Raw genomic sequence first — 23,574 nt, 5'->3', positions numbered from 1 at the left:
GCACTATATTAAACGGCGAGACTTGTTTTTTCAAACAGGTCTCTTTTTTGTGCAAAAGAGACCTAGTAGAAAGCTATAAGGAGGAAATTATTTTGTCAAAAGAACAAAATAAAGCTTTGTTTTATACACAGAGTAAAGAAGAAGTTCTAAAGGAATTGGACTCTTCAATTGAAGGCTTGTCAACTGTTCAAGCTCAAGAACGTTTAGCGACTTATGGTCATAATGAACTGGACGAAGGTGAAAAACGTAGCCTCTTGTCTAAGTTTATCGATCAGTTTAAAGATTTGATGATCATCATCTTGTTGATCGCTGCAGCTCTCTCTGTGATCACAGAAGGAATGGACGGCCTTACAGATGCCATGATCATCTTAGCCGTTGTTGTTTTGAATGCAGCTTTTGGTGTCTACCAAGAAGGGCAAGCAGAAGCAGCTATCGAAGCACTGAAAAATATGTCTAGTCCGTTAGCGCGTGTCCGCCGAGACGGTCATGTGATTGAGATTGACTCAAAAGAATTGGTTCCCGGGGATATCGTTCTTCTGGAAGCTGGAGATGTAGTTCCAGCCGATATGCGCTTGTTAGAAGCAGCTTCTCTTAAGATCGAAGAAGCAGCTCTTACAGGAGAATCTGTTCCAGTTGAAAAAGATGTGACTGGCCTTGTTGAGGCAGATGCTGGTATCGGAGACCGTGTCAATATGGGTTACCAAAACTCAAACGTGACCTATGGTCGTGGTACAGGGGTCGTGACCAACACGGGTATGTATACAGAAGTCGGTAAGATTGCAGATATGTTAGCCAATGCCGATGAAACGGAAACGCCGTTGAAGCAAAGTCTGGAACAACTTTCTAAAGCTTTGACTTACCTCATTGTAGCTATTGCCGCAGTGACCTTCCTGGTTGGTGTCTTCGTTCGTGGAGAACATCCATTAGAAGGCTTGATGGTGGCGGTTGCCCTTGCGGTTGCGGCTATTCCAGAAGGACTTCCTGCCATTGTAACCATTGTTCTATCATTGGGAACGACAACCCTTTCCAAACGGAATTCAATTGTTCGTAAATTGCCAGCCGTTGAAACACTTGGTTCAACAGAAATCATCGCATCTGATAAAACAGGTACTTTGACCATGAACCAAATGACGGTTGAGAAGGTCTATACCAACGGTCAACTGCAAAGTGCAGCAACAGAAATTGGAGCTAGCAACAATACCCTTCGAATCATGAACTTTGCCAATGATACCAAGGTGGATCCATCTGGCAAGTTGATCGGTGACCCAACAGAGACTGCTTTGGTACAGTTTGGTTTGGACCACAACTTTGATGTTCGTGAAGTCTTGAAGTGTGAGCCACGTGTGGCGGAATTGCCATTTGACTCAGATCGTAAGCTCATGTCTACCATTCATAAAGAAGCAGACGGTTCTTACTTTATCGCTGTCAAGGGGGCTCCTGATCAATTGCTCAAACGTGTGACGCGTATTGAAGTCAATGGGGAAGTTCGCCCTATCACGGATGAAGATAAGAAAGCTATCCTTGCTACCAACAAAGACTTGGCCAAACAAGCCCTCCGTGTCTTGATGATGGCTTATAAGACAAGCAATGAAATTCCAACCTTGGAATCTGAAATTGTTGAGTCTGACCTGATCTTCTCTGGTTTAGTCGGCATGATTGACCCTGAGCGTCCAGAAGCTGCAGAAGCAGTTCGTGTCGCTAAGGAAGCAGGAATCCGTCCGATTATGATCACGGGTGACCACCAAGATACTGCAGAAGCTATTGCCAAACGTCTTGGAATCATCGATCCAAATGATACAGAAGACCATGTCTTCACAGGGGCTGAGTTGAACGAACTCTCTGATGAAGAATTCCAAAAGGTCTTCAAACAATACTCTGTCTATGCGCGTGTATCACCTGAACACAAGGTTCGGATCGTGAAAGCATGGCAAAATGAAGGTAAGGTTGTTGCCATGACAGGGGATGGGGTTAACGATGCACCATCACTGAAGACAGCTGATATCGGTATCGGTATGGGGATCACAGGTACAGAGGTTTCTAAGGGAGCTTCTGATATGGTCCTTGCCGATGATAACTTCGCAACCATTATCGTAGCGGTAGAAGAAGGACGTAAGGTCTTCTCCAATATCCAAAAATCTATCCAGTATCTCTTGTCTGCCAATATGGCGGAGGTCTTCACCATTTTCTTTGCAACCCTCTTTGGATGGGATGTGTTACAACCAGTACATCTTCTCTGGATCAACTTGGTGACAGATACGCTACCAGCCATCGCTCTTGGTGTGGAACCAGCTGAGCCAGGTGTTATGACCCACAAACCTCGTGGACGTAAGTCTAACTTCTTTGATGGTGGGGTCTTTGGAGCCATTCTTTATCAAGGTATCTTCCAAACCATGCTAGTTCTTGGTGTTTATGGCTGGGCCTTGCTCTCTCCAGAACATGCGACTCGTGCAGAAATCCATGCAGACGCTTTGACCATGGCCTTTGCAACTCTTGGTTTGATCCAATTGCTCCATGCCTTTAACGTCAAATCGGTTTACCAATCGATCTTTAAAGTGGGACTCTTTAAGAACAAGACCTTTAACTGGTCTATCCCAGTTGCCTTTGTTCTCTTGATGGCAACCATCATTGTCCCTGGATTTAACAAACTCTTCCATGTGTCTCATTTGAGTTTGACACAATGGTTGGCCGTTTTGATTGGTTCGCTCTTGATTGTTGTTCTCGTTGAGATTGTCAAAGCCGTTCAACGTGCACTTGGAAAAGATAAAAACGCTATATAAACATAAAAAAAGTCATCTTCGGATGGCTTTTTTTGCGGGCAAAATGGACCGGGCATATTTCTTGAGGTAGGTGTGGATTTTTGATAAACTAGTCAACAGCTTGAAGAAAGGAAACTTAATTATGAAAAAGTTTTTTGCTGAAGTAATCGGCACATTTATGCTTGTCTTTATCGGGACTGGCGCAGTTGTTTTTGGAAATGGGACAGAAGGTCTTGGACATTTAGGAATTGCCTTGGCATTCGGTTTGTCCATTGTTGCAGCAGCTTACTCAATTGGAACTGTTTCTGGCGCCCACTTAAACCCAGCTGTTTCGATTGCCATGTTTGTGAACAAACGCTTGTCATCTAAAGACTTGGTTAATTATGTTGCAGCGCAGGTAGTGGGGGCGGTTCTCGCATCTGCAACAGTACTCTTCCTCTTGTCAAATTCAGGTATGTCAACAGCTAGTCTTGGTGAAAATGCCTTGGCTAAAGGAGTGACTCCATTTGGCGGTTTCTTGTTTGAAGTGATTGCATCATTTATCTTTATCTTGGTCATCATGACAGTGACATCAGCTTCTAAAGGAAATGGCAAGATCGCTGGTCTTGTGATCGGTTTGAGCTTGACTTTAATTATTCTTGTTGGTTTGAACATTACAGGACTTTCTGTTAACCCAGCTCGTAGCTTGGCACCTGCCCTCTTTGTTGGTGGTGCAGCACTTCAACAAATTTGGATCTTTATCTTGGCTCCAATTGTCGGAGGAATTCTCGCAGCAATTGTTGCAAAAAATCTTTTAGATACAGAAGAATAAAAAATGATTCCAGAGGAACAATTTTGAGAACGTAGATAAAATGTTCTTCTTTGCAAATCTTATAAATTTTATAAAGACAAAAAAATTATCTGTTAGCATTATTCAATCATCAACTAAAACTTTCCTTTGTGAGAAAAGTGCTAGAAACACTCTTGTTTCTAGCACTCGGGAGTTTTGGAACCTTAGGTCCAAAACTAAGTCATGGAACTTCTTCGAAGTTCGCTGACGTCCGTACTCACCTAAGGAAAGTTTTTAGATGACTTTGTCTTCAGTCTGAAATTGGTTCCAGAGGGACTATTTTTTATTATAGTTCAAGGATAGTCATGGCTTGAGAAAATTCATGAGCAAGCTGTTTTTTCTTGTAGGCTTTAAATTCAGGAAGGTCTTTAATTCTGCGATAGCGTTTGTAGGGGTCGTATCGTTTTGGAAAATCATATTCAGGAAAAACCTCAAAGAATTGTTTGCAGAGCTCCCATTCTCTGACATAGCCTAAAGGTCTGGCATGATAGGTGATCGTGTCAATCGTTGTTGCTGGCATTCGGTGGTGGCTATGACCAAAAATTACTTCTCTGACAGGAAATTGTCTAAAAAGCTCATGAAAGGCTTGGCTCCCTAAAAAAGCATTGAAACGTTCAAAATAAGGGTGGCGTAGGAGAAACTGACTATGGGGAACAAAGTGCATAGCGATGATCAGGGGTTGATCCACTTGCATGAGTTCTGTTTCGAGCTCTCGCAACAAACGTTGGGTAATGGCTGGATCAGCTCCCATTCGTTGGAGGCGTCTGTCAAACCAAAACAGATTCTTGGTTTGGAGATGTTTTTGGGGAGAGAGATTAGGAACAAAGCTGTAGTCATACCAGCCAGAAAAGGCAAGGAGTGTATGCTTTGAAAAAGGAATCTTTTGAAATTCAAAAGGTCTCATGGCTTCTTCTGATAGACCCAACATATCATGATTTCCCAAGCTAAAGGTCACAGGAAGCTGACATTGGAGTTGGGCTAAAAATTCTTGTGAGGTCTTTTCAAAGCCGTTGGCAATATCTCCTGCAATATGGAGATGTTGAATTTTTCTGTCCTTGAAAAGAGTGATAAGAGTCTCTAATTCATCTTTTCCAAAGTTGTTTGAATCAATATGTAAATCGGACATAAAAGCTACTGTTGTCATGCTACCAGTCTAGCATAAGAGGATCTTTTTTTCTAACAATTAGGTTACAAATGAATAGAAAAAATGCTGAAAATCAGCTGGCTTGGCAGTGGTCAACCAGTAGATCCAATATTGGAAGGTGGGCAAATAGTGAAGGTTATGATATAATAGACTAGATACATAGAAAGAGGTACTTATGGACATTTCAGAAATTCGTCAAAAAATTGACGCAAATCGTGAAAAATTAGCTTCTTTCAGGGGGTCTCTTTGACTTAGAGGCATTGGAAGAAGAAATTGCCATTTTAGAAAATAAAATGACAGAACCTGATTTTTGGGATGATAACATTGCTGCGCAAAAGACATCTCAAGAATTAAATGAACTCAAGCAGACCTATGAAAATTTCCATCAAATGGTGGATCTCTTTGATGAGTCAGAAATCTTACTGGACTTTTTGGCAGAAGATGATTCGGTCAAAGAAGAATTGATCGAGAAGTTGGAGGAGCTGGATAAACGTATGACCAGCTATGAGATGACCTTGCTATTGTCTGAACCCTATGACAATAATAATGCCATCCTAGAAATCCACCCAGGTTCAGGAGGGACAGAAGCTCAGGACTGGGGCGACATGCTTCTTCGGATGTATACTCGTTTTGGAAATGCCCACGGCTTTAAAGTTGAAGTCTTGGACTATCAGGCTGGAGATGAGGCTGGAATCAAGTCTGTGACCCTATCCTTTGAAGGGCCACATGCATACGGTCTTCTGAAATCTGAAATGGGGGTACACCGTTTGGTTCGAATCTCTCCATTTGACTCCGCTAAACGTCGTCATACCTCCTTTACATCTGTTGAGGTCATGCCCGAATTAGACGATACCATTGAAGTCGAAGTTCGTGATGATGATATCAAGATGGACACCTTCCGCTCTGGTGGAGCTGGTGGACAAAACGTCAACAAGGTCTCTACAGGGGTGCGCTTGACCCACATTCCGACAGGGATTGTAGTGGCATCCACCGTGGATCGGACCCAATACGGGAACCGTGATCGTGCGATGAAGATGTTGCAAGCTAAACTCTACCAATTAGAGCAAGAGAAAAAAGCAGCAGAAGTGGATTCTCTAAAAGGGGATAAAAAAGAAATCACCTGGGGAAGTCAAATCCGCTCCTATGTTTTTACCCCTTATACCATGGTTAAGGATCACCGGACCAACTACGAAGTAGCGCAGGTGGACAAGGTGATGGATGGAGATATCGATGGCTTTATCGATGCCTACCTTAAATGGCGTCTCCAATAACCTCGAGGGAATCAACCAGAAAAGAATGAAAGGAATTTCATTACATGTCAATGATTGAAATGAAAGATGTTGTCAAAAAGTATGACAACGGGACGACGGCCCTTCGCGGGGTCTCTGTCCAAATTGAACCAGGAGAATTTGCCTACATCGTAGGACCTTCTGGTGCAGGGAAGTCGACCTTTATTCGACTTTTATACCGTGAAGTCAAACACGATAAAGGAAGTTTGAAAGTAGCTGATTTTGATTTGGATAAAATCAAAAAACGCGATATTCCTATGTTGCGACGCAATGTGGGAGTGGTCTTCCAAGATTATAAATTGCTTCCAAAGAAAACCGTTTATGAAAATATTGCCTACGCAATGCAAGTTATCGGTGAGCGACGTCGCAATATTAAAAAGCGTGTTATGGAAGTTTTGGATCTTGTCGGATTGAAACACAAGGTCCGCTCATTCCCGAATGAATTGTCAGGGGGAGAGCAACAACGGATTGCGATTGCTCGTGCGATCGTCAACAATCCGAAAGTCTTGATTGCGGATGAGCCAACGGGGAACTTGGACCCAGATAATTCATGGGAAATCATGAATCTTTTGGAGCGGATTAATCTGCAAGGGACCACAGTATTGATGGCGACCCACAATAGCCAGATTGTAAATACTTTACGTCACCGTGTCATCGCGATTGAAAATGGTCGTGTAGTGCGTGATGAAGCGGAAGGAGAGTACGGATACGATGATTAGAAGATTTTTCCGACACTTAATCGAATCGCTTAAAAGCTTGAAACGAAATGGTTGGATGACGATTGCAGCGGTCAGCTCGGTTATGATTACCCTTAGCTTGGTTGCTATTTTCGCCTCAGTTATTGCCAATACCATCAAGCTTTCAGATGATATTCAAAACAGTGTGCGGGTTGTAGTATACATGCGCAAGGATATTCAAGATCAGAGCGAGCAGATTGAAAAAGACGGTCAAACCGTGACCAATGAAAACTACCATAAGGTCTACGATGCTCTGACAGCCATGAAGCATGTTGACAAGGTTGATTTTTCTAGCAAGGAAGAACAGTATGATAAACTGATCAAAACGGCTGGGAACAACTGGAAGATTTTTGATGGAGATGCCAATCCTCTCTATGATGCTTATTATGTAGAGACAACGGCTCCTAAATATGTAAAGCAAGTTTCGGCTGATGCTAAAAAAATTGAAGGGGTCTCTGAGGTTAAAGATGGTGGGGTCGATACCCAACGCTTGTTTGCACTTGGAACCTTCATCCGAAACTGGGGCTTGATCGGTGTAGCTTTATTGATCTTTATCGCAGTCTTCTTGATTTCTAATACCATCCGGATTACCATCATTTCACGTAGTCGTGAGATTAAGATTATGCGACTGGTAGGAGCAAAAAATGGCTATATTCGTGCACCATTCCTTTTAGAAGGGGCTTGGATTGGTCTCTTGGGAGCCTTGGTTCCTTCAGCTTTGGTCTTCTATATTTATAACGTTGTCTATACATCGATGAACAATAACTTGGCAGATCAAAACTTGTATCTCTATAGTCCACATCTTTTGGTACCGATTATGGTGGGTGGCTTATTTGGATTAGGAATTTTGATCGGTGCGATCGGTTCGTCAATCTCCATGAGACGTTTTCTTAAGATATAATAAAAAAGCAAGTTCACACTTGCTTTTTTTGTATCCTTTTATGAGGATAGGAAAGAGGATACATGATTCTTTAAGATTGTCTAAAGAAGGGATTGAACATCTTCTCGTGACCAATAGAAGTTTCAGGGCCGTGACCAGGATAGACGGTATAGGAAGATGGAAGGGAAAAGAGTTCTTCTCTAATACTGCTAAGCAACTGTGCCGCGTTCCCTGTTGGAAGATCGGTCCGTCCAATGGTTTCGCGAAAAAGAGCATCACCGGATAGAACCAGGTGATCTTCAGGAAAGACGATGGAGACTCCTCCTGCAGAGTGGCCCGGTGTCTCTAGAACATAAAAGTGAAAATCGGCTATTTCGTAATCGGAGCGAATTTCATAAAGGAAGTCGGCCTCCTGACAGACTACATCTTCTAAATCCGCATGACGATCCAAACCAGATAAATTATCGACAGGAGAAGACAACCAACTGGCTTCTGCCGAATGGACATAAACAGGTGGGAAATGATAGGTCTGACGAACCTTTTCAAGACTCATAATGTGATCATAATGCGTATGGGTTAAAAGAATTGCTACGATTGGTTTTCCGATGCGATCTATTTGTTTTTGAATAGTCGCCCAGTCGCTACCTGGATCGACAAGAATGAGGGAGTGGTCATTTTCAAGGTAGTAGGTGTTTTCATAAGCTACAGGATTAACAGTGCGATAGATTTTCATAAGGACTCCTTTCTAGAATAGTGTATCAAATTGCGAGGAAAATAACAGGATTGAAGTCAGCATGAAAGGAGAAAAAAATCTGCAGAGCTTGCTCAAACGTGATATAATTTTAAGTATTATGACAAGACAGAAACGGAAATATGCCATTGTGGATCTGGAAGCGACCAGTGCTGGAAGTAATGCTAAGATCATTCAGGTTGGGATTGTCATCATCGAAGATGGAAGGATTACGCAATCCTATGAGACGGATGTGAATCCCCATGAACGATTGGATGAGCATATCAAACAATTGACTGGCCTGACAGATGCTCGCTTGAAAAAAGCACCAGAGTTTGCACAAGTGGCAAAAGAAATTTTTGAATTAATAGAAGATGCCGTCTTTGTGGCCCATAATGTCAAATTTGATGCGAATTTATTGGCAGAAGCCCTCTTTTGGGAAGGATTTGAGCTAACGACTCCTCGGATTGACACGGTTGAATTGTCTCAAATTTTCTATCCGACTTTAGAACGCTACAATTTAGGAGCGCTTGCGGCTGAATTGGAAATTGAGTTGCACCATGCTCACTCCGCTTTAGCGGATGCTATGGCAACAGCCCAGCTGCTGTTGAAATTGAGAGAGAAAATTGCGAGCTTGCCAAGAGGATTGATCGAAAAACTTCTTTCGATGGCAGATTGTTTGATTTATGAATCACGACTCTTAATAGAAGATGCGCTTGAAGACAGTAGCCTTTTTTTACCAGCTCATTTAGTAGAAGTTCATGGTCTCTATCTGCGCAAGCCACAGCAGTTTTTAGAAAGTCGGCATTTATCTGAACAGTTTGAACTCAATATGCAGCTGTTGGGAATGGAAGCTTATCCGGAACAAAGAGAATTTGTTGCCTATATCGAGGATAGTTTGCAACAGCCACTTCCGAGTTTTATTGAAGCGCCAACGGGTATTGGGAAGACCTACGCTTATCTATTAACGCTTTTGGCGAAAACCTCTAAGCGCATTCTTGTCAGTGTTCCCACTAAAATTCTTCAGGATCAAATTATGAAGAAGGAAGGAAAGACCATCCAAGATCTTTTCCAAATTCCCTTTCATAGCCTGAAAAGTCCCAAGGATTACATCCAACTCGATAAATTTTATGAGGCCTTACAGAGTGAGTCAGATAACGGGATGATTCGACGCTTTAAAATGCAACTGTTGGTTTGGCTGACGATGACAGAAACGGGAGAGTTCAGTGAAATTGGCCAACTCTATCGTCATCTTCATTTTGTAGCTGACATTTGCCACGATGGCCAATTGTCAAAGCGTTCGCTTTTTTATCAGGAAGATTTTTGGCGTCTGGGCCAGGAAAAAGTGAAAACCAGCCGGGTAATTCTGACCAATCATGCCTATCTGTTAACTCGTCTAGAGGATGATAAGAGTCTACTTCAAGAATCTGTTCTGGTAGTGGATGAAGCGCAAAAACTCTTCTTTGCTTTGGAGCAGTTTTCACAGAGAGAAGAAACCTTGCAATCTCTTCTTCTAAGCTTGCAACACGCTATTGAAGAGGAAAAAGATCTTCTGCAACGACGTTTGCTGGAGAGTATTCAATTTGAGTTAAATGCCTGCTCTAAGGAAGTTGTACAAGGAAAACCAGCGATCTTATCTGATCAAACAGTAGCAAAAATTCGACAGGATGTATCGGAATTAAAAAACGAATCATTAGAGAATCTAAGAGAATTGTTTGATGAGCGCTACCAAACCTTTTGGATGGACAAGGAAGTGGTCGAAAGCCACCAGATTCTTCGTCTCCACGGAGGAGTTGAGGACTTGCTATCCTTTAAGGAGTTTGTGCCTGAAGAAGTGACCGTGCTCTTTGTATCAGCAACGATCGCGATCAGTAAAAAGGTGCATTTACCTGCCCTTTTGGGATACCAAGAGCAGCAGATCTACCGGGTGCCAATAACAGTCAAACAACACCAGGAATTGTTGGTGCCGATAGATTTTCCAGATGTCGTTTCTCTATCTTCCGTGGAGTATGCAGGAGAGATTTGTCAGCTCATCGATGAACTCTTTCCTCTAAGAAAACCAATTTTTCTTTTGTTTACCTCAAAAGAATTGTTACTGGAGACGTCAAACGCCTTGAAGTTTCCTCATTTGGCCCAGTATCGGAATGGTGATGCAGCTAATATTAAGCGACGATTTGACCGAGGAGAAAGCTCCATTCTATTGGGGACGGGAAGCTTCTGGGAGGGAGTCGATTTTTCCCAACAAAAAGAAGTGATTCAAATCATCACGCGCCTTCCTTTTGACAACCCTAAAGATTATATGGTTCAAAAGCTGAATACCCAACTCAGAGAACAGGGGAAAAATCCCTTTTATGACTATAGCCTTCCGGTCGCGATTTTAAGGCTCAAACAGGCTATTGGGAGAACCAGCCGTTTTCAAGACCAGGAATCGTTGGTCCTCTTATTGGATCAGCGGGTGGTGACCAAACGATATGGAAAACAAATTTTAGATGGCTTGCAGCAAGTGTTGCCCCTTCACACAACAGTGAGAGAGCGGCTTGTTGAGCAAGCAGCTGACTTTTTTGAAAGGAATTGAGAGAATGAAAAATAAAGGATTTGGACTTGCAATTGCATTTGTACTGGCTCTTTGTGCCATGTTATTGGGAACTTTCTTTCCCATCATTGGCTCCAGTGTCTTTGCTTTGATTTTAGGAATTGTCCTCAATGAATTAGTAGATTTGCCAGAGAATTCACGACCAGGACTGAACTGGTCCGGTAAGAAATTATTGCAGTATTCGATTATCTTCATGGGATTTAGCTTGCCGATTGCGACGGTTGCCTCTACCGGCTTGTCTTCTTTGAAGATTAGTCTGCCAACAATAACAGTTGCCTTTCTTGCAGCGATGATCTTTGGGAAAGTCTTCCATCTGAAATCTCACCTACGGACCTTAATTGGGTTTGGAACAGCTATTTGTGGTGGATCTGCTATCGCAGCAGCAGCGCCGATCATTGAAGCTGATGAAGAGGAAATTGCCTTATCTATGTCAACCATCTTCTTCTTCAACATTTTGGCTGTCTTTATCTTTCCAGTATTAGGGCATTTATGGCATATGTCTAATTTTCAATTTGGCCTCTGGTCAGGAACAGCCATTAACGATACGTCATCTGTTGTAGCAGCAGCATTTTCTTACAGTAAAGCAGCGGGGCAAATGGCTACAATTGTTAAGTTAACACGCGCCCTGATGATTGTACCAGTTTGTTTGGGCTTGATCGGTTTAAAATGGTATCGGAGTAAACAACAAGGAAGAAACAAAGGAATGTTAAAGAAAATTATTCCTTGGTTTATTATCTGGTTTATTGTGGCTTCCATTCTTTCTTCTATTGGCCTGGTACCTAAAGTGGTCCTACCATACCTAAATGACCTTTCTCACCTCTTTATGGCCATGGCCTTGGTTGGAATCGGAAGCAAGGTTTCTTGGAAACAGTTCCGTTCGGCTGGAGCAGCCCCCCTTCTGGTAGGTTTGATTGCTTGGTTCTGTGTGGCAGGATCTAGCTTGATTCTACAGATGTTGTTCTATTAATTAATTTGATGATTCTCACAGAAAGGAACGTGAATGAAGAAAAATCATTTTTGGACGATCCACCTGGATTATTCGATCATTGGAATTGTCTTCACCCTACTTATGATTGGGATCTTATCCGTTTATGTGGCAGTTTCTCATGATTATCCCCAAATGGTGTGGCCTTTTTTGGGGCAGCAATTGGCCTGGATTGGTGTGGGATGTATCATTTGCCTGATTGTGACGATTTTTAGTACGAAATTTCTTTGGAAAATCACTCCCTTTCTTTACCTACTAGGCTTGGCCTTGATGGTTCTTCCTCTTGTTTTTTATAATCCCAACTTGGTGGCTTCAACAGGAGCTAAAAACTGGGTGGCTTATGGGAACATCACCTTGTTTCAGCCCTCAGAATTTATGAAGATCCCCTTCATCCTGATGCTGTCACGCTCTATTGTCCGATTTTTGCAAAGAAATAAGGGGCGTGAGCGATTATTACGACAAGATTGGTTTTTGATTCTAGAGTTGACCATCTATACGATTCCGGTCTTTGCCTTATTGGCTCTCCAACAGGACTTGGGAACGGCCTTAGTATTCTTGGCCATTTTTGCGGGCTTAGTGCTCGTTTCAGGAGTTTCCTGGAAAATTATCTTGCCGGTCATCTTGCTTCTGGCAGGTGGATTAGCAGGCTTTCTCTTCCTCTTTCTTTCAGAAGGGGGGCGAGCTTTTCTGCACCAGCAAGTAGGGATGCCAACCTATCAGATGAACCGTATTTTAGCCTGGTTAAATCCTTTTGACTATGCACAAACCACCACCTACCAGCAGGCACAAGGACAGCTAGCTATTGCTAGTGGTGGTCTCTTTGGGCAAGGCTTTAATGTCTCCAATTTATTGGTTCCCGTACGGGAAAGCGATATGATTTTTACGGTCGTCGCAGAAGACTTTGGCTTTGTTGGAGCTCTGGTGCTGTTGATTTTATATGTGACCCTGATTTACCGCATTTTAAAAATTACCCTCCAGTCCAATAACCAATTTTATACCTATATTTCCATCGGATTTATCATGATGCTGGTCTTTCATATTTTTGAAAATGTCGGAGCAGTAACGGGTCTTCTCCCTTTGACGGGGATTCCCCTCCCCTTTATCTCACAAGGTGGATCGTCTATTATTAGTAATCTGATTGGTATTGGTCTGGTCCTCTCAATATATAATCATAGCAGCAAAAAGAAAGAGCCAGAAGAAGGGCCTCCAATCCGTAAAAAAGTAGTCCTTAAAAAGGCGCAATAGATAGAAAGAAGGAATGAAAATGAAAAAAGTAGCAACGATTTTAGCAAACGGTTTTGAAGAAATTGAAGCCTTGACCATTGTCGATGTTTTGAGACGGGCTGGGATCGACTGTGACCTTATTGGCATGGAAGAAACGGTCACAGGTTCTCACCAGATCACAGTGGAAGTCGATCGCCTCTGGAATGGGGACCTGTCAGATTATGATGGAATCTTCTTACCAGGTGGGATGCCGGGAGCTGCGAATTTGCGGGATAATTCGGAATTGATTGCAGCTCTTCAAGAAGAAAGTAGAAAAGGAAAAATCATTTCTGCGATTTGTGCAGCTCCCATTGTTTTGGCGCGTGCAGGTCTCTTAAAAGATAAACACTATACGTGTTACGATGGTTTTGAAGAAGAGATTCAAGATGGACACTATCAGAAAGAAACAGTGGTGAAAGACGGTAATCTCTTGACCAGTCGTGGTCCTTCAACTGCGCTTGCCTTAGCCTATGCCTTGGTAGAACAGTTTGGAGGAGATGCCCAAAGCCTTCGTCAAGGAATGCTCTATCAAGATGTCTTTGGAGATGCTTAAAATTGCTCTTTTGGACACCATATTTTCTGGTGAAAGTTTACATTCTATGACGGAAAATGACTTCTCTATGATTTAAAATGAAATGACCGTAAAAAATGGCTAAAATCCCCCCTAAATGAGGGTTTTAGCTTATTTTTTTTGTCCATTTGTGGTATAATATTGACTATGAATTATCATGATTTTATATGGGATCTTGGTGGGACGCTATTGGATAATTACGAAACGTCCACAAATGCCTTTGTAGCGACATTGAAGGACTTTCACATTCAAGCCGATCATGATTCTGTTTATGCAGCATTAAAAATCTCAACACAGGATGCAATTCAAACCTTTGCACCTCATATTTCCAATTTTCGTACGGAATACAAGAAAAAAGAAGCCTTGGGCTTGCAAGAGCCGGTCTTATTTGAGGGAGCAAAAGAGTTACTAGAAGAGATCCAAGCACATGGAGGACGCCATTTTTTGGTATCTCATCGGGATCGCCAAGTTTTGACCCTTATTGAACAGACAGGCATTGCACCCTACTTTACGGAGATTGTAACGGCAGACGAGGGCTTTCCTCGAAAACCAGACCCAGCCTCTATGCTTTATTTGAAGGAAAAATATGGTATTCAAGACGGTCTGGTCATCGGAGATCGTCCGATCGATATAGAAGCTGGAAAGGCTGCAGGGCTTTCGACCTATTTATTTGATTCCATGCCACACTTACACCAGTTTATATTTGAATAGAAAAGGGAAATTATGACAGAGGATAAACAGCAAGAAATTCAAGCGCAAGAATATGATGCCAGTCAGATTCAGGTCTTGGAAGGACTAGAAGCCGTTCGGATGCGTCCGGGAATGTATATTGGTTCTACCTCAAAAGAAGGTCTTCATCATCTGGTCTGGGAAATCGTAGATAACTCGATTGACGAAGCCTTAGCTGGTTTTGCTAGCCATATTGAAGTTTTCATTGAAGCAGATAATTCGATCACGGTTGTCGATGATGGTCGTGGGATCCCAGTGGATATCCAAGAAAAGACAGGTCGACCTGCCGTCGAAACTGTCTTTACCGTACTTCACGCAGGAGGAAAATTCGGCGGAGGCGGCTACAAGGTTTCTGGTGGTCTTCACGGGGTAGGATCATCCGTCGTCAACGCCCTCTCCACATCCCTCGATGTTCGCGTCTATAAAAATGGCAGTATCCATTACCAAGAGTATCGACGTGGACACGTTGTGGATGATTTGAAAGTCATCGGGGAGACAGATCGGACAGGGACAACCGTCCACTTTATTCCAGACCCAGAAATCTTCACGGAAACCACCGAGTATGATTTTGAAAAATTAAATAAACGGATTCAAGAATTAGCCTTTTTGAATCGTGGCTTGCGTATTTCTTTGACGGATAAGCGAGAAGGCTTAGAGCAAGAAAAGCATTACCACTACGAAGGTGGGATCTCTAGTTACGTTGAATACATCAATGAAAACAAAGATGTCATCTTTGAAAAACCAATCTACACAGATGGTGAAATGGATGATATTACCGTTGAAGTGGCGATGCAATATACCACAGGCTACCATGAGACGGTCATGAGTTTTGCGAATAACATTCATACCCATGAAGGTGGAACGCATGAACAGGGCTTCCGTACAGCTCTCACTCGTGTGATCAATGATTATGCTAAGAAAAATAAACTCTTAAAAGAAAACGAAGACAATCTAACTGGGGAAGATGTTCGAGAAGGCTTAACAGCAGTGATCTCGGTTAAACATCCAAATCCACAGTTTGAAGGACAAACCAAGACCAAACTTGGAAATTCAGAAGTTGTTAAGATTACCAATCGACTCTTTAGTGATGCCTTTTCTGATTTCCTTTTGGAAAATCCGCAAATTGCTAAGAAAATCGTCGAAAAAGGGATTTTAGCAGCGAAAGCTCGGGTGGCAGCTAAGCGAGCGCGTGAGGTAACCCGTAAGAAATCAGGGCTTGAGATTTCCAACCTACCTGGTAAATTGGCAGATTGTTCTTCAAACAATCCACAAGAAACAGAACTCTTTATCGTCGAAGGGGATTCAGCCGGAGGATCTGCAAAATCTGGTCGAAATCGGGAATTCCAAGCGATTCTCCCAATCCGTGGTAAGATCTTGAACGTTGAAAAAGCAAGTATGGACAAAATTCTAGCCAATGAAGAGATCCGTAGTTTATTTACTGCTATGGGAACTGGATTTGGTGCCGAATTTGATGTTACAAAAGCGCGTTATCAAAAATTAGTGATCATGACCGATGCCGATGTCGATGGCGCTCATATCCGAACCCTTCTATTGACCTTGATCTATCGCTATATGAAACCAGTCTTGGAAGCGGGATATGTTTACATCGCGCAACCACCAATCTATGGGGTCAAAGTCGGTAGTGAAATCAAAGAATATATCCAACCTGGTGCCAACCAAGAAGCTGAATTAGCTGCAGCTTTGGAACGTTATTCAGAAGGTCGCTCAAAACCAACCATCCAACGCTATAAAGGTCTTGGAGAAATGGATGATCACCAATTATGGGAAACAACCATGAATCCAGAACACCGCTTGATGGCACGAGTATCAGTAGACGATGCTGCGGAAGCAGATAAGATCTTTGATATGTTGATGGGGGACCGTGTGGAACCACGTCGTGAATTTATCGAAGAAAACGCTGAATATAGTACACTCGATGTATAAAATTCACCGAACGCTTCCCATTAATGGATATTTTATGGTATAATTACTAGGATTACGTTCAAGTAATACGATGAAGGAGTTTTTATATGTCTAGTGGACTAATTGTTCTCATCTTTATTGTCGCCCTTATCTTGATTGTAGGATATGTGGTTGCAGTCATTTTGAGAAAACGAAATGAAGCCTTACTGGCAGCACTGGAAGAACGAAAAGAAAAGTTATACAACCTTCCGGTCAACGATGAAGTAGAGGCCGTAAAAAACATGCATTTGATTGGTCAAAGTCAAGTTGCATTTCGTGAATGGAATCAAAAATGGGTAGATTTATCCTTAAATTCATTTGCTGATATTGAAAACAATCTGTTTGAAGCGGAAGGCTATAATAATTCTTTCCGTTTCATGAAGGCTAAACAAGCCATTGACAATATCGAAAGTCAGATCCAATTGATCGACGAAGATATCAAGGCGATTCGCAAAGCCCTTTCTGATCTGGAAGAGCAGGAACAAAAGAATAGCGGTCGTGTGGTTCATGCCTTGGATATGTTTGAAGAACTTCAAAAAGAAGTCACTTCAGACCCAGATCGTTATGGCAGTGCGCTTCCTGAAATTGAAAAACAAATTGGAAATATTCAATCTGAGTTCTCACAATTTGTAACCTTGAATTCTTCAGGTGACCCTGTTGAAGCGGCTGAAATCCTTGATACAGCTGAAAATCATATTGTAGCCTTAAAACAAATTGTTGAGCGAGTGCCAGAAATTGTCACTGCCCTTCAAGCAAAACTTCCAGACCAATTAGAGGATTTGGAAAGTGGCTACCGCAAGCTTTTGGAATCTGGTTACCACTTCACTGAAACAGATATTGAATCTCGTTTCCAACAGTTGCATGCTTCCTTGAAGAACAATATGGCAAATGTATCTGCCCTTGAATTGGACAATGCCATTTACGAAAATGAACAAATTCAAGAAGAAATCGATGCTTTGTATCACATCTTTACCCGTGAAATTGAATCACAAAAAGTTGTGAAGAAGTTAGTGAAACAACTGCCTGGCTATTTGAAACATGCTAAAGATAACAATAGTAAGCTTGCGGCAGAAGTGGAACGTCTCGGTAAAACATTCGTCTTGAATGAAAGCTTCAGCCAACAGTTAAAAGAGTTGGAAGCTGAGCTATCTTCACAAGAAAATGTGGTAGAAGATGCCTTGAAAGATTCATCTGAAACACAAAAGGCCTATTCTATCGTAGAAGAAGAGTTAGAAGCTATCGAAGCTCGCTTGAAAGAAATCGAAGATGAGCAAATTGGCTTAAGTGATTCCCTTTCAAAAATTGAAAAAGACGATGCCAATGCTCGCCAAAAAGTCAACATCTATGCTAACCGCTTGCATGCCATTAAACGCTATATGGACAAACGGAACTTGCCAGGAATTCCTCAAGAATTCTTAGAAATTTTCTTCACTGCAAGTAACAATACAGAAGCTTTGATGGATGAGTTGGAAGGGGATAAAATCAACATCGAATCAACCAATCGTTTGTTGGAAATCTTGACCAATGATATGAATGAATTGGAAGAAGCGGCGTATCGAATTGTTCAAAATGCGACATTGACAGAACAATTGTTGCAATACTCGAACCGTTACCGTTCATTTGACGATCATGTACAGGCAGCCTTTGATGAGTCCCTTTATATTTTCGAAAGAGAATATGACTATGCGGCTTCCTTCAAAGTCATCTCAGATGCTTTGGAAATGGTAGAAGCAGGCGTAACCGATCGCTTTGTTACTTCCTATGAAAAAACCCGGGAGCAAATTCGCTTCTAATAACAGAAAAATGACCTTTTAGGAGGTCATTTTTTTATCTTCAAATCATCATTGAAACTTGAAATTTAAACCCTATTTTTGTATAGTAAGGGAGAAATAAGAAAGGAAAGCGATGAAAAAAGTAACAGGTCTCCTCGTTATGGATGTAGATGGAACCTTGATAAGACAGGAAGGGATTGATCTACTAGCTCAAGAAGCTGGCGTGGGAGAAAAAGTGGCAGAGATTACAGCCCAAGCAATGAATGGGGAGCTGGATTTTGCAGCATCTTTAGAGGCGCGTGTTGCTTTATTGAAGGGATTAGAGACCTCTATCTTTCCGAAAATTTTGGAGCAGATGGAAGTCACACCGGGTGCTGAAAGCTTAATCACGGAACTGCATCAAAGAGGTTACAAGGTTGGCCTTGTTTCCGGGGGATTTCATGAAGTCATCGACCCCATCGCGAGGTCTTTAGGAATTGATCTGGTCCGCGCCAACCGTTTGCAGGCTTCTGATGGTTGTTTGACAGGTAAAGTCCTCGGTGGGATAATCACACCTGAAAGGAAAAAAGAGTCCCTCCTGACATGGGCGAAAGAAAATCATGTCCCACGAAGTCAGACGATTGCGATGGGAGATGGTGCCAATGATCTTCCGATGATTGAAACAGCCGGTATCGGGATTGCCTTTATGGCCAAGCCAATCGTCGCTGAGCGAGCCCTATATCGTATTGAGAAGAGGGATTTAAGCCTTGTTCTTGAAATTTTAGACCAGCATAGAAAGGAAACAGCATGCATATCCTACTAGCCCCGGATTCATTTAAAGAATCCTTATCTGCCAAACAAGTAGCAGAAGCCTTGAAAAAAGGATTTCAAGAGGCTCTACCAGATGCAACTTTTGACCTCCTTCCTATTGGGGATGGTGGCGAAGGCACCATGGAAACCCTAGCTGGAGTTCTGGATGTAACGGAGTACCAAACTCAAGTAACCGGACCATTTGGACAGCCTGTTTCAATGTCTTACTACCAAAAAGATGAGATGGCTTTTTTTGAGATGGCTTCACTTGTTGGTTTAGGCTCCATTCCAGCTGAAAAACGAAATCCTCTTGAACTGGAAACACGAGGAATTGGTGAACTCATTTTGCAATTGGTTGACCAAGGGGTTAAAACGATCTGTGTGGGAATTGGCGGTTCTGCAACGAATGATGGTGGGATTGGGATGGCAGCTGGATTAGGGGTAGCCTTCTATGATGATCAAGGCCATCTGCTTCGTCCTGTTGGGGCTTCGCTCGGTCGTGTGGCTAGAATAGATACCAGTGCGATTCCAAAAGCTTTAAAAGACATCGAGCTCCAAGTCTTAACGGATGTAACCAATCCTCTCTGTGGCAGTCAAGGAGCGACCTATATCTTTGGTGGGCAAAAGGGATTGAATCCCCTTCTATTTCCAGCTGTTGATCAGGCTATGCAGGATTTTTACCAGCTAGCAAATGCACGAATATTGTCCATGGCTGGCGCCGGAGCTGGAGGTGGCATGGCTGCTGGCTTGGTCGCTTTTGCGGGAGGTCAGGTTTCCTCAGGAATTGAAAAAAGCCTCGATTTGATTGACTTTGATCACAAAGTACAAAAAGCTGATCTGGTCGTGGTCGGGGAAGGTAGGATGGATCTCCAATCTCTTTCTGGAAAAGCTCCTGTCGGAGTAGCCAAACGAACACCAGAGAAGATCCCGGTGCTTGCTATTTGTGGTAGCTTAGCGGAGGATTTGCCTGCTTTTCCTAGTCATCACATTGAAGCTGCCTTCTCTATCGTACCTGGTCCTTGTGAGGTAGCAGATGCACTCGCTCATGCTGAAAGGAATCTGATTTCCTGCGCTCGAAATATTGGGAACCTTTTGAAAATAAAAGCAAACTAAAAAACCAATGGAAAGGAGATGTTCCCTTCCATTGGTTTTTCTTTAGCTAAAGAGACGTTTCCAGAATGATTTCTTTTCTGGACCGGCAGTCTCTTGTTTCTTTTCAAATAAATTTGGATACTGGCTACTGATATCTGTTGGAGAAATTCCAGACGGATGGTCAGTATGAATGATGAGACCAAAAGGGGAATGGCGACAGTCATCCGAAACGATGCTTGCCACAAGACCAAGATCTTTGGTTTTTTTCAAATATTGTAGCTGGCTGCTTTCATCTAAAGCTGGGGAGATCTTGACCAAAACAGGATGAAAGCGATCTGAAATATCAGTGAGGATTGTCGAATACTGCTCCAGGTACATCTTGTCCCTTGCCTCCTCCAAGGTGCATGAAGTAATCACCCGCTCCTCATAAGTCTCCAAAAATCGACGCTGCTCATCCGGATTGAATCGAGTAGGACCAGCAGCTTTTTCTAAAATTGTTTTATTAATATCTGTCATAAGCTTAGTATAGCATAAAGCGCAGTAGAAGAATAGAAGAATGCGAAAAAATTAAATAAGTCGGGAAATGAAAGAAAAAAAGAACGTGGAACCGTTTTCTTGTTAAAAACTTCTCAATTTTCGTAGATTTCCTTGTTTTTTCTTGAAAAAATAGCCTAATTACGATATGATAGAGGAGTAAAAAATATAACTCAATAAGGAGAGTAAGAAATGTCAATTATTACTGATGTTTACGCTCGCGAAGTCCTAGACTCACGCGGTAACCCAACACTTGAAGTAGAAGTTTATACTGAATCAGGTGCTCATGGACGTGGTATGGTTCCATCAGGAGCTTCTACTGGTGAACACGAAGCAGTTGAACTTCGTGACGGTGACAAATCTCGTTACGGTGGTCTTGGAACTCAAAAGGCTGTTGACAACGTAAACAACATTATTGCTGAAGCAATCATCGGCTATGATGTACGTGATCAACAAGCTATCGACCGTGCTATGATCGCTCTTGACGGTACTCCTAACAAAGGTAAATTGGGAGCAAACGCAATCCTTGGTGTGTCTATCGCTGTAGCTCGTGCTGCTGCTGACTACCTTGAAATCCCACTTTACAGCTACCTTGGTGGATTCAACACTAAAGTTCTTCCAACTCCAATGATGAACATCATCAATGGTGGATCTCACTCAGATGCTCCAATCGCTTTCCAAGAATTCATGATCGTACCTGCTGGTGCACCTACATTCAAAGAAGCTCTTCGTTGGGGTGCTGAAATCTTCCACGCACTTAAGAAAATCCTTAAAGGTCGTGGTCTTGAAACAGCCGTTGGTGACGAAGGTGGATTTGCTCCTCGTTTCGACGGAACTGAAGATGGTGTAGAAACTATCATCGCTGCTATCGAAGCTGCTGGTTATGTTCCAGGTAAAGACGTATTTATCGGATTTGACTGTGCATCATCAGAATTCTACGATAAAGAACGCAAAGTTTACGATTACACTAAATTCGAAGGTGAAGGAGCTGCTGTCCGCACTGCTGCTGAACAAATCGACTACCTTGAAGAATTGGTAAACAAATACCCAATCATCACTATCGAAGATGGTATGGACGAAAACGACTGGGACGGTTGGAAAGCTCTTACTGAACGTCTTGGTGGTAAAGTTCAATTGGTTGGTGACGACTTCTTCGTAACAAACACTGACTACCTTTCACGTGGTATCGAAGAAAAATGTGCTAACTCTATCCTTATCAAAGTTAACCAAATTGGTACTCTTACTGAAACATTCGATGCTATCGAAATGGCGAAAGAAGCTGGTTACACTGCCGTTGTATCACACCGTTCAGGTGAAACTGAAGATTCAACAATCGCTGACATCGCAGTTGCAACAAACGCAGGACAAATCAAGACTGGTTCACTTTCACGTACAGACCGTATCGCTAAATACAACCAATTGCTTCGCATCGAAGATCAACTTGGTGAAGTAGCTGAATACCGTGGATTGAAATCATTCTACAACCTTAAGAAATAATCTAGTTTACTAGACTAAAAAGATCCTTGAGTCTTCTCAAGGATCTTTTTTGCGATTGGTATAAACAAAAACTCCTCAACTAAAGCGTTGAGGAGTAGTTCTATTAGAACAAGCCTTTGATTTTGTCCAAGGCACCGCTGACCATTTCATTTCCAGATACAAGCCCTTTGGCTTGTTCAAGGTAGTCACCGAGGTTGTCTTTGTTGTCATCAACAAATTTCTTTGCAGCGTCGAAATCTTTCTTTTCGATCATTTCTTTCACTTGGTTAAATAAGTCCAATGGATTCATGTTAGGGTCTCCTAAAATATAAGTTGTGAAGTCAGGCTCGCGCCTTTTTCTCATCTATTTAATCATTTTTTTAGAGGTTTGACAACTAAAACGACTTAATGAAAAACCGTACAAACGGCCTCTGGAACATAGAAGTCGTCAGATAGAAGGGTCAATTTTCCGCTAGCAGGATCCCGCTTGAAGACGGTGGCATTAGGTGAATCTTGATGGGCTGCGATTAGGTGGTTTTGATCAGGACTAAGTGTGAAATCACGTGGATTGAGCCCTTGACTTGGAACAATTTCAATCAGTTCTAGGCTACCATCAGCCACAACTTTGAAGACAGCAATGGAATTGTGAGCACGGTTAGATGCATAGAGGAATTTTCCATCAGCTGAGAGCTTGATCGCAGAAGCCCATTTTTGACCATTGTAGTCTGATGGAAGTGTGGAAACAGTTTGGAAGTGTTCGAATTCACCCATACCGTCATAAAAGAGCACATCGATCGTAGCATTTAATTCATTGATGAGATAGGCAGTCTTATAGTGAGGATGAAAGACCAGGTGACGAGGTCCTGCCCCTGGGGCTGTTTGATACTGATTGATCAGGGTTAGATTTCCTTCCTCGCTGACATCATAGACATGCAAACTATCTGTTCCTAGGTCACACGTGATCAGGTACTGATCTGGTGTAAGGTCTGCATAGTGGGTATGTGGACTTGCTTGATTGGCATGAGGACCACTTCCTTGGTGGGTGTCTTGATCGACAAAGGACAAACGTCCATCTGCCTCTAGCTGATATACGAGAACTTGGCCTTTGTGATAGTTGGCTCCATAGACCAGTTGACGCTTGTCATCGACAGAGACATAGCAGAGTGGTGCTCCCTCTTCAACGACGTGATTGAGCGGCTGAAAATCAGCTGTAAAACTTGCGATTCCTCCTTTTCCCTCTTCAGCTCCGACGCTATAAAGGTTGCCTTTTTCAGAAAAGGCGATATAGGTTGGATTGGGCTCAGCTGCCACTAGTTCCAGATGGTTCAATGTCCCTGTTTCAGGGTCAAATTGTGCCTTGTATATTCCTTTGGATTCTTTTTTGGTATAGGTACCGAAATAAATGGTTTGAGACATAGGTCACCTCGTATGATTTGTTAGGTT

Annotated in this window: 20 protein-coding genes; 15 read left to right on the top strand and 5 right to left on the bottom strand. The window is 42.4% G+C overall.

The window, feature by feature from the left end:
* The first annotated feature begins 92 nt into the window (after window positions 1–92).
* Entirely contained in the window at window positions 93–2,777 is a 2,685-nt protein-coding gene (locus HMPREF1195_RS04365; protein WP_023918646.1) for a cation-translocating P-type ATPase, read from the top strand.
* 121 nt (window positions 2,778–2,898) lie between these two features.
* A complete protein-coding gene (locus tag HMPREF1195_RS04360; RefSeq protein ID WP_023918645.1) occupies window positions 2,899–3,567 on the top strand; it encodes an MIP/aquaporin family protein in 669 nt (222 codons plus the stop codon).
* 304 nt (window positions 3,568–3,871) lie between these two features.
* Here the strand turns inward: HMPREF1195_RS04360 and HMPREF1195_RS04355 are convergent, their stop codons facing one another.
* Entirely contained in the window at window positions 3,872–4,729 is an 858-nt protein-coding gene (locus HMPREF1195_RS04355; RefSeq protein WP_023918644.1) for a metallophosphoesterase, read from the bottom strand.
* A 175-nt stretch (window positions 4,730–4,904) separates the two neighbouring features.
* On the opposite strand from HMPREF1195_RS04355, the gene prfB reads away from it, so the two are divergent.
* The 3 genes from prfB (at window position 4,905) to ftsX (ending at window position 7,656) form a co-directional block, all read left to right on the top strand.
* Window positions 4,905–6,000, top strand: a protein-coding gene (gene prfB / locus HMPREF1195_RS04350; RefSeq protein ID WP_100209015.1) for a peptide chain release factor 2 whose coding sequence is annotated in 2 segments (ribosomal slippage) — window positions 4,905–4,976 and window positions 4,978–6,000 — 1,095 coding nt in all. Because the reading frame shifts where the segments join, the coding sequence is not laid out codon by codon here.
* Window positions 6,001–6,044: 44 nt separating this feature from the next.
* On the top strand, window positions 6,045–6,737 hold the full coding sequence (gene ftsE, locus HMPREF1195_RS04345; protein ID WP_003008021.1) for a cell division ATP-binding protein FtsE: 693 nt from the start codon (window positions 6,045–6,047) through the stop codon (window positions 6,735–6,737).
* A complete protein-coding gene (gene ftsX / locus HMPREF1195_RS04340) occupies window positions 6,730–7,656 on the top strand; it encodes a permease-like cell division protein FtsX (protein WP_023918641.1) in 927 nt (308 codons plus the stop codon). The genes ftsE and ftsX overlap by 8 nt, the downstream gene beginning before the upstream one ends.
* Before the next feature lie 70 nt (window positions 7,657–7,726).
* Here the strand turns inward: ftsX and HMPREF1195_RS04335 are convergent, their stop codons facing one another.
* Window positions 7,727–8,368: an MBL fold metallo-hydrolase gene (locus HMPREF1195_RS04335; protein ID WP_023918640.1), complete on the bottom strand. Its 642-nt coding sequence runs from the start codon at window positions 8,366–8,368 to the stop codon at window positions 7,727–7,729.
* A gap of 118 nt (window positions 8,369–8,486) precedes the next feature.
* Here HMPREF1195_RS04335 and HMPREF1195_RS04330 point away from each other — a divergent pair, with 118 nt between their 5' ends.
* From HMPREF1195_RS04330 to HMPREF1195_RS04290, 9 genes are all read left to right on the top strand, one after another.
* On the top strand, window positions 8,487–10,940 hold the full coding sequence (locus tag HMPREF1195_RS04330; RefSeq protein ID WP_037599469.1) for a bifunctional DnaQ family exonuclease/ATP-dependent helicase: 2,454 nt from the start codon (window positions 8,487–8,489) through the stop codon (window positions 10,938–10,940).
* A gap of 4 nt (window positions 10,941–10,944) precedes the next feature.
* Complete coding sequence (locus HMPREF1195_RS04325) at window positions 10,945–11,925, top strand: YeiH family protein (RefSeq protein WP_023918636.1); 981 nt, start codon at window positions 10,945–10,947, stop codon at window positions 11,923–11,925.
* Window positions 11,926–11,958: 33 nt separating this feature from the next.
* The gene (locus HMPREF1195_RS04320) at window positions 11,959–13,188 is read left to right on the top strand and encodes an FtsW/RodA/SpoVE family cell cycle protein (RefSeq protein ID WP_023918634.1); all 1,230 of its coding nucleotides are present in this window, start codon (window positions 11,959–11,961) and stop codon (window positions 13,186–13,188) included.
* 19 nt (window positions 13,189–13,207) lie between these two features.
* Window positions 13,208–13,759 carry a DJ-1 family glyoxalase III gene (locus HMPREF1195_RS04315; RefSeq protein WP_023918632.1) on the top strand — a complete coding sequence of 184 codons (552 nt, stop codon included), beginning with the start codon at window positions 13,208–13,210 and terminating at the stop codon, window positions 13,757–13,759.
* 165 nt (window positions 13,760–13,924) lie between these two features.
* Window positions 13,925–14,488 (top strand): HAD-IA family hydrolase, encoded by a 564-nt coding sequence (locus HMPREF1195_RS04310; protein ID WP_003007999.1) that lies wholly within the window; start codon window positions 13,925–13,927, stop codon window positions 14,486–14,488.
* 12 nt (window positions 14,489–14,500) lie between these two features.
* Window positions 14,501–16,450, top strand: a complete 1,950-nt coding sequence (gene gyrB, locus HMPREF1195_RS04305; RefSeq protein ID WP_023918630.1) for a DNA topoisomerase (ATP-hydrolyzing) subunit B — start codon at window positions 14,501–14,503, stop codon at window positions 16,448–16,450.
* 86 nt (window positions 16,451–16,536) lie between these two features.
* The gene (gene ezrA / locus HMPREF1195_RS04300; protein ID WP_023918629.1) at window positions 16,537–18,261 is read left to right on the top strand and encodes a septation ring formation regulator EzrA; all 1,725 of its coding nucleotides are present in this window, start codon (window positions 16,537–16,539) and stop codon (window positions 18,259–18,261) included.
* Between the two features lie 112 nt (window positions 18,262–18,373).
* Window positions 18,374–19,042 carry a phosphoserine phosphatase SerB gene (gene serB / locus HMPREF1195_RS04295; RefSeq protein WP_023918628.1) on the top strand — a complete coding sequence of 223 codons (669 nt, stop codon included), beginning with the start codon at window positions 18,374–18,376 and terminating at the stop codon, window positions 19,040–19,042.
* Window positions 19,027–20,142 (top strand): glycerate kinase, encoded by a 1,116-nt coding sequence (locus tag HMPREF1195_RS04290; protein WP_023918627.1) that lies wholly within the window; start codon window positions 19,027–19,029, stop codon window positions 20,140–20,142. Before serB ends, HMPREF1195_RS04290 begins: the two co-directional genes overlap by 16 nt.
* A 42-nt stretch (window positions 20,143–20,184) precedes the next feature.
* Here the strand turns inward: HMPREF1195_RS04290 and HMPREF1195_RS04285 are convergent, their stop codons facing one another.
* A complete protein-coding gene (locus tag HMPREF1195_RS04285; RefSeq protein ID WP_023918626.1) occupies window positions 20,185–20,637 on the bottom strand; it encodes a DUF1694 domain-containing protein in 453 nt (150 codons plus the stop codon).
* A 210-nt stretch (window positions 20,638–20,847) separates the two neighbouring features.
* Here HMPREF1195_RS04285 and eno point away from each other — a divergent pair, with 210 nt between their 5' ends.
* A complete protein-coding gene (eno, locus tag HMPREF1195_RS04280; protein ID WP_021153554.1) occupies window positions 20,848–22,152 on the top strand; it encodes a surface-displayed alpha-enolase in 1,305 nt (434 codons plus the stop codon).
* A 103-nt stretch (window positions 22,153–22,255) separates the two neighbouring features.
* On the opposite strand, the gene HMPREF1195_RS04275 is transcribed toward eno, so the two are convergent.
* Together HMPREF1195_RS04275 and HMPREF1195_RS04270 are read right to left on the bottom strand one after the other, a co-directional pair.
* A complete protein-coding gene (locus tag HMPREF1195_RS04275) occupies window positions 22,256–22,441 on the bottom strand; it encodes a hypothetical protein (protein ID WP_003002861.1) in 186 nt (61 codons plus the stop codon).
* Window positions 22,442–22,536: 95 nt separating this feature from the next.
* Window positions 22,537–23,547 (bottom strand): lactonase family protein, encoded by a 1,011-nt coding sequence (locus HMPREF1195_RS04270; RefSeq protein WP_023918625.1) that lies wholly within the window; start codon window positions 23,545–23,547, stop codon window positions 22,537–22,539.
* Between the last annotated feature and the right edge of the window lie 27 nt (window positions 23,548–23,574).

Origin of the sequence: Streptococcus parasanguinis CC87K, assembly GCF_000507765.1 — a bacterium.
In the GTDB taxonomy this organism is placed as follows: domain Bacteria; phylum Bacillota; class Bacilli; order Lactobacillales; family Streptococcaceae; genus Streptococcus; species Streptococcus parasanguinis_J.
This window is presented reverse-complemented; position numbering and strand designations above follow the sequence as displayed.